This window comes from Methanococcoides seepicolus, from assembly GCF_023684405.1.
In the GTDB taxonomy this organism is placed as follows: Archaea; Halobacteriota; Methanosarcinia; order Methanosarcinales; family Methanosarcinaceae; genus Methanococcoides; species Methanococcoides seepicolus.
The window spans coordinates 1-6,663 of the sequence record NZ_JAGSOI010000090.1; the positions used below are offsets into that span (position 1 = coordinate 1).

The 6,663-nt window shown below is 39.8% G+C and carries 7 protein-coding genes and 2 pseudogenes; 8 read left to right on the forward strand and 1 reads right to left on the reverse strand.

Annotated features, from left to right (window positions below; translation table 11 throughout):
- The 5 genes and pseudogenes from KDK67_RS13160 to KDK67_RS13175 all read left to right on the forward strand — a co-directional run.
- Positions 1 to 263 (forward strand): annotated as a pseudogene (locus tag KDK67_RS13160) (IS630-like element ISArch3 family transposase); the annotation flags it as partial.
- Positions 211 to 546, forward strand: a complete 336-nt coding sequence (locus KDK67_RS14620) for a transposase (RefSeq protein WP_420846951.1) — start codon at positions 211 to 213, stop codon at positions 544 to 546. The pseudogene KDK67_RS13160 and the gene KDK67_RS14620, both read left to right, overlap by 53 nt.
- A 1,430-nt stretch (positions 547 to 1,976) precedes the next feature.
- Positions 1,977 to 3,071 carry an ABC transporter substrate-binding protein gene (locus KDK67_RS13165; protein ID WP_250869283.1) on the forward strand — a complete coding sequence of 365 codons (1,095 nt, stop codon included), beginning with the start codon at positions 1,977 to 1,979 and terminating at the stop codon, positions 3,069 to 3,071.
- A gap of 28 nt (positions 3,072 to 3,099) precedes the next feature.
- Entirely contained in the window at positions 3,100 to 4,263 is a 1,164-nt protein-coding gene (locus KDK67_RS13170; protein ID WP_250869285.1) for a FecCD family ABC transporter permease, read from the forward strand.
- Positions 4,256 to 5,074, forward strand: coding sequence for a heme ABC transporter ATP-binding protein (locus KDK67_RS13175; protein WP_250869287.1), 819 nt, complete (start codon positions 4,256 to 4,258; stop codon positions 5,072 to 5,074). The genes KDK67_RS13170 and KDK67_RS13175 overlap by 8 nt, the downstream gene beginning before the upstream one ends.
- Before the next feature lie 90 nt (positions 5,075 to 5,164).
- On the opposite strand, the pseudogene KDK67_RS14625 reads toward KDK67_RS13175, so the two are convergent.
- Positions 5,165 to 5,503, reverse strand: a pseudogene (locus KDK67_RS14625) (hypothetical protein); the annotation flags it as partial.
- A 111-nt stretch (positions 5,504 to 5,614) separates the two neighbouring features.
- Here KDK67_RS14625 and KDK67_RS13180 point away from each other — a divergent pair.
- The 3 genes from KDK67_RS13180 to KDK67_RS13190 are packed head-to-tail and all read left to right on the forward strand — an operon-like array spanning position 5,615 to position 6,230.
- On the forward strand, positions 5,615 to 5,806 hold the full coding sequence (locus KDK67_RS13180; protein WP_250869288.1) for a hypothetical protein: 192 nt from the start codon (positions 5,615 to 5,617) through the stop codon (positions 5,804 to 5,806).
- Between the two features lie 20 nt (positions 5,807 to 5,826).
- Positions 5,827 to 6,018 carry a hypothetical protein gene (locus KDK67_RS13185; RefSeq protein ID WP_250869289.1) on the forward strand — a complete coding sequence of 64 codons (192 nt, stop codon included), beginning with the start codon at positions 5,827 to 5,829 and terminating at the stop codon, positions 6,016 to 6,018.
- Positions 6,019 to 6,038: 20 nt separating this feature from the next.
- A complete protein-coding gene (locus tag KDK67_RS13190; RefSeq protein WP_250869290.1) occupies positions 6,039 to 6,230 on the forward strand; it encodes a hypothetical protein in 192 nt (63 codons plus the stop codon).
- The last annotated feature ends 433 nt before the right edge of the window (positions 6,231 to 6,663 follow it).

Here is a 6,663-nt window from a genome sequence, read left to right on the forward strand (position 1 = left end):
AAAAAAAAGTCCCGGAGATGGATGATGACACAGTAATAGGTTTCTTGGATGAATCATCTCCACAAACAACATCAAACACTCAGCGACTGTGGTCGTTTACAAAACCAACGATATACAAGAATACTACAAAATTGAGGGCGAATTCGTTTGGATTCTATACATTGAATGGAAATTCAGTTATTGATTTTAAAGAACATTCAAAAAAAGAAGATGTTTGTGAATTTTTGGCTGAAATCAAAGACAAAAATTATTGTTGTTCTTGATAATTTCGCATCTCACCGGGCAAACGATACGAAAGAATATGCAGAGAAAAACGGCATAGAATTGATATATTTGCCACCATATTCTCCAGATTTAAATCCTATTGAATTCATTTGGAAAAGTATCAAAAAAGTTATCTCGCGAGAGTTCATTATCGATATTGATCATATGCGGGATTTAATACATGAGAAATTTATGGAGTGCTCATCAAAAATTAGCTTTGCAAAGAGATGGATTGAAAAGTTTCTTAGTGAAAAACAGAAGTCCAAAATGTTGGGTGTTTGACTATAAAGGTGTAATGCTCAACAAATACACGGATTGGTGTAAAGGACGTGGGATTAAACCACAACATGAAAATGTGTTTGCGAAAAGATTTAAAAAACTTGGATATATTAGTGGCCGAGAACCCACTGGCAAACGTGTAACAACGTGGGAAAATTGCGTATGTTTCTAATCCGTCATGGGTCGGGATTTTACCCCTGACGTAAATAATCAAGAGCATGAGAGCAATCCGTCAGGGTGTCAGGGGTTAACCTCTCATTGTAGTAATATGCAGAGTAGTATGTCTATACAAGACACACACATACATTGCTACAATGGAGAAAATACCCCTTTCCCCTGACGGATTTGAAAAAACCAATGACGTGCAACACGTCAATACTCGTCAGGGGTAAAATGATACCCCTGACACAACTTCCGAGCAAACGAATAAGCCTGAAAAGGAGTTTTGCATTGGAAGAATTCCCAGTAAAACGCGCGATTTGATACAATCACTTCTCTCAAAACCTAAAGCCGAGTCTGAAATAATAGAGGTGTGTGAGGATGTTAAATATTTCTTAATAATATCTTCTAAACTATTTTCCATATGTATGGAAACAACTATATATTACTTATGAAGTTTCATTATTTCACTAACATTTTTTATAAAATCCTTATAACCTTTCTTAGCTATACGATTATATCGGAATTTGTGTTAATTTATTTCAAAGCTGAGGTAATAACCCTAATTGAATAATAGATATCAGGATACTGTTTTTAATCACAATTAAATATTTCCAGTGGAAATGACTCGCAAGCATTACAATTAATATTGAAATGGATTTTGTTATTTTAGCTTACATACAAGGATTCTATGGTTTGATATCCCTATCACTTATATTGTCTACAAGTATAATCCACAGATTTTAGAGTTAATTCATTAATGCTACAAAATGAAAACACTTTATATCCATAAGCAAAATGCAAACACAAAAAAAACTATTGATTCCATGAAGTTTATTATTATTCCAATTTAAGTCAACTATATTTTAATAATTTTACATCCTTCTGAAACTGATTATGAATTATGAGGGACGAGTAGAACAATTAAATAATGAGCTTCATAAAGAGGAGTTTCCGGAAGCAAGAGGTCTTGGAAATTTAGGTAGAAGCGGTGGATGAAAAGTCACCAGCATGGTTTCATTCCATAACTGATTCTTTCGTTTGGAGGTAATGGAACATACCATTCTAACAACTTCAAACTAAGCCATTCATCAACGATGTGCTTTGCTGGACCGCCATAATCTCTTACTGCTTTGATAATCTCTTTATCAAACACAACTAAGAATCTTTATCGGAATTCTTATTATTAAGAATAACATAGATAATCTTTAACACAAAGCTTTTACAGACACATTTTATTAGTTTTCATCAAAACTGATAATGAGGAAAGCACCATGCTAAAAAGAACTCCTATCATCCTGCTCATCTCCATCCTGTTGCTTATATCAAACGTCCAGGCATCAGACAACAATACCGTGGAGTACCCAATAACCATCACTGATTCATCAGGTGCCACAATTACGATAGAAAAGGAACCGGGACGCATCGTATCCCTTATGCCAAGTATAACTGAGATACTATTCACGGTTGGTGCCGGAGACAAGATGGTTGGAGGTACAGAAGATGACAAATACCCGCCAGAAGCCATCAACTTGACTAAAGTCGGGAGATACACTACGATTAATTATGAAACGGTCGTACAACTCGAACCTGATCTTGTCATACTCGATGAAGCGAATGGAGAGGACACGATCATACGCCTTGAAGACCTTAATATACAGACCGTAATGATCAATCCAAAAACAATGGACGAGATCATAGAAAGCATACTCCTTGTAGGGACGATCACGAACAATGAGGACAATGCACAGGAAATAGTAGATGGGATGAGACAAACTATCAGTGATATCACAGACAGTACCAAAGGAATACCTGATGAAGAAAGACCAAGGGTCCTGTACATAGTATGGGATGATCCCATCTATTCAGCCGGAAAAGATACATACCCAAGTGATCTGATCACCATGGCCGGAGGACAGAACATAATTGAAGCAAACGGGTGGCCTACCATAAACCTTGAAAACATCGTCAGTGCTGACCCGCAGATAATAATCTGTTCAGGAATGGGAGGATTGTCCTACCAGATAGCGAACAACACAAGGAACAACGATGCTCTTGAAACAGTAGCTGCTATTAAGAACGACAGAGTATACCCCATAAAAGATCCGAACATCATCGAACTGTCTGGTCCGAGGATAGTCCAGGGGCTGGAAGTACTCCACTTATATATGGGAGACGACTGGGAACAGAAGGATTACACCAGTTTGACTGACGCAAGCCAGCCACACGTAGATGCAGCAGATGAAGGTCCGGAAGAGGAGGGTCTTGTGCAGGATGGCGGAAATGCAACTGCAAATGCACCTGGATTCGGAGTATTGCTTGCCATCAGCATGATGGTCCTCGGATATATGGGAAGCAGACGATACTAAAGCATTAGATTTACGGGGAATAGAGAACATGCCAAAGTATACTGGTTCCGTAAGAAGCGTAATTATTGCACTGGCAGTGACCCTGTTGATCGTAGTTGTCAGCAACACCGCAATTGGAACCACCAATATTTCACCGGTCCTGACAGCTAAGATAATTTATATGGGCCTGCTTGAATGTGTCCAGGGAACAATATCATGGATCTTGTCTCTGATAGGTATCCAGTTTGACGGTTCAACATTGTTCAACAGCATCTCTCCTGATCGCACATGGACCGACGGTCAGGAAAAGATCATTGTGGGAATTCGACTACCTCGCGTGCTTCTCGCTGCACTCGTTGGAGCAGCACTTGCCACTGCAGGCTGTTCCATGCAGGGTCTTCTGAAGAACCCACTGGCAGACCCTTACATCATAGGAATGTCCTCCGGTGCAGCCCTTGGCGCAGCTATTGGTTTTGCACTACTGCTACCGATACAGCTCATATCTTTTATCTTTGCCACTATAACCATATTTGTAGTATATAACATATCAAAGGTCGGTGGAAAGGTCCCTGTAGATACACTTCTTCTTGCAGGTATAGCTATCAGTTTCTTCTTATCAGCACTTACATCCTTTTTCCTCTTCTTTTCGGAATCTCTTCATCAGATCATTTACTGGATGATGGGAGGATTCTGGAATGCAAGCTGGGATAAAGTGAAGATCACTCTGGTCATAGTGTTTACAGGTATATTATTATCATATAGACACTCCTGGAACCTGAATGTGATGTTGCTGGGAGAAGAGCAGGCACAATCCCTGGGAGTTAATGTTGAGAGTGTTAAAAAGCAGGTCCTGATACTCTCTGCATTGATTACCGCTGCAGCAGTATCCGTTAGTGGGATCATAGGTTTTGTAGGGCTTATCATGCCCCACATCATGCGCAACATAATAGGACCTGATCACAGAGGTCTCCTGCCTGCCTCTACATTAATGGGAGCCATCTTTTTAGTGCTCTCTGATACATTTGCAAGGACATTTCCCACCAAGGCGCAGGCGGTATTAGAGTCAAATGACATTATGTTGTTCCAGGTAATACTCGAAAGGGTCGGATCCCTGCAAGGGGTGGATCTTCCTGTAGGCATAGTTACCGCCCTTTTTGGTGCTCCTTTCTTTGTATATCTTCTAAGAAAAAGGAGGAAAAGTCTCTATGCTTGAAGTAAATGGTGTTATCGTGAAATATGGGAACCGTCAGATACTCAATCAGGTGAACCTCCGTGCAGAAAAAGGAAAATTTGTAGGGATCATTGGCCCGAACGGCTCAGGAAAGACCACGCTGGTAAAGACGATCAACAATATCATAAAACCAAATGGCGGAAGCATAACGGTCGATGGACGAAGTCTTGATACGATGAGCAGTGTCGAGATCGCAAAGAATATAGCCATGGTCTCGCAGGTAATATCCATTAATTTCGAGTTTACCGTAGAAGACGTTGTCTTAATGGGTCGTACTCCATACATCAAAGGTGCTGAAACACATGAAGACATGGAAATTGTGCAGGATGCGATGAAAAAGACGAAAATAATTCATCTAAAGGATAGGTTCGTTACACAACTAAGTGGTGGAGAACTGCAAAAAGTGATCATTGCCCGTGCACTTGCACAGGATCCAAAGATACTGCTTCTGGATGAACCAACCTCCCACCTGGACATTACGAATCAGATAGACATATTGAACCTCGTAAAAGATGCTTCCAGAAAAGGAATGCTTGTCATAGCGGTCATGCATGACCTGAACCTTGCAGCATATTATTGTGACAAGATCTACCTTCTCAGGGATGGAGATGTGATCTCCAGTGGAACCCCCGATGAAGTACTGACACCATCCAACATAAAGACCACATATAACATTGACGTGGAGGTTATCAACAACCAGATCACGAACTCTCTTTATGTTATACCCCGTCTGGAACCACTTGGTAAAAAAACCCAGCTTTCCCAGAGGGATATTATGTCCACATCCGCCTAATTCAAATTCTTTATCGATCTCCAGCCACCTCAAAAAAGTAGCTGAAGACACAGTATCCCCAAGCCCCACAGTAGACACCGGCTTTTCACAGATGATGGTCGGCAGGATACAAACCGAAAAATCCCTGTACTCCCCACATACACCGCCCTCAAACTGTTCACCGCCGATAAAATCCTGCAATTTGCTTGCCTGCTTTATTCCTTCTTCACTTTTGGCAAGATCACTCACTGAACCTTCAAGTTGTGATCGCTCAGGCAGTTTTCCTGATGCTGCAAAAGCTGCCGCACACATCACACCGAATTGCATACTCTGCATCTCATGAAGAGGGTTGGAAGTTCCTTTCCTGAAAACGCTCATCATGAAATCACGGGTATGCAGGACTATTTTCTTCGGGCCGGTAGATGAAGCACACCTTACACAGGCATCCATTTTTGAATGTTAATGCTTGCCACTCATGTATTCAATATTAATTATATTTATAATCATTTAAGGCAATAAACATATAAACTAATCGAATGTATATTCTGTTGGGGTTTTAAAATGTGGAGTTTTTCAAAAATCGAGAGCGAAAATCTAAAAGCTATCACTGATCTAGAAAGCAAATTGGGTATAACCTTAATTGCTTTTTCAGATGATGGGGTACAGTATGCAGACTTAAATGAAGACGCTGCTAAAGAAGTAAAGGACTTAGAAAAGAAACTGGGTCTTTCACTGGTAGCTGTTAAAGCATAATAAAATAGTGGGGTTTTAAAATGTGGAGTTTTTCAAAAATCGAGAGCGAAAATCTGAAAGCTATCGCTGATCTAGAAAGCAAATTGGGTATAACCTTAATTGCCTTCTCAGATGCTGAAATCGAGTATGCAGACTTAAAAGAAGACGCTGCTAAGGAAGTAAAGGATCTGGAAAAGAAGCTGGGTCTTTCACTGGTAGCTGTGAAAGCATAATAAAATAGTGGGGTTTTAAAATGTGGAGTTTTTCAAAAATCGAGAGCGAAAATCTGAAAGCTATCGCTGATCTAGAAAGCAAATTAGGTATAACCTTAATTGCCTTCTCAGATGATGGGGTCAAGTATGCAGACTTAAAAGAAGACGCTGCTAAGGAAGTAAAGGATCTGGAAAAGAAACTGGGTCTTTCACTGGTAGCTGTGAAAGCATAATAAAATGTGGATTGCAATACTTTGCACCCACTACTTTTTTTTTAATATCAATTGTTTTTTCAATCTGTTGTATAGTTTATATTTTGATTAGCGCACTTTCAACATCTATTTCGTATGCCATTCAGATAACATCTGTAATCAAAATGATCCATTTTATATACTATCAAATTCCATATTTATTAAGGGTTTCTAATGTAAAGCGAAAAAGTAGAGGTATCACTATGGGGAAAAGGATATGGGGTATATGTATAATTGTTTTGGGTATGATGATGGTAATGCCATCAATGGTGGGAGCCGCACCATCTATCATTTGGGATGGTGAGGTTGAGCTACCATCAGGCACATTTGATTTTGTTCCTACCAACAATCAGTCTGCAAGTTATGAGATCAATAATTTCACCGATCTTGGAGCTCTTGTGACTGCGAATCAAAG

Excerpts from the sequence above, each read along its gene's own strand:
- KDK67_RS13180 (WP_250869288.1), top strand. The coding sequence starts at position 5,615 with ATGTGGAGTTTTTCAAAAATCGAGAGCGAAAATCTAAAAGCTATCACT.
- KDK67_RS13170 (WP_250869285.1), top strand. The coding sequence starts at position 3,100 with ATGCCAAAGTATACTGGTTCCGTAAGAAGCGTAATTATTGCACTGGCA.
- KDK67_RS13185 (WP_250869289.1), top strand. The coding sequence starts at position 5,827 with ATGTGGAGTTTTTCAAAAATCGAGAGCGAAAATCTGAAAGCTATCGCT.
- KDK67_RS13175 (WP_250869287.1), top strand. The coding sequence starts at position 4,256 with ATGCTTGAAGTAAATGGTGTTATCGTGAAATATGGGAACCGTCAGATA.
- KDK67_RS14620 (WP_420846951.1), top strand. The coding sequence starts at position 211 with ATGTTTGTGAATTTTTGGCTGAAATCAAAGACAAAAATTATTGTTGTT.
- KDK67_RS13165 (WP_250869283.1), top strand. The coding sequence starts at position 1,977 with ATGCTAAAAAGAACTCCTATCATCCTGCTCATCTCCATCCTGTTGCTT.
- KDK67_RS13190 (WP_250869290.1), top strand. The coding sequence starts at position 6,039 with ATGTGGAGTTTTTCAAAAATCGAGAGCGAAAATCTGAAAGCTATCGCT.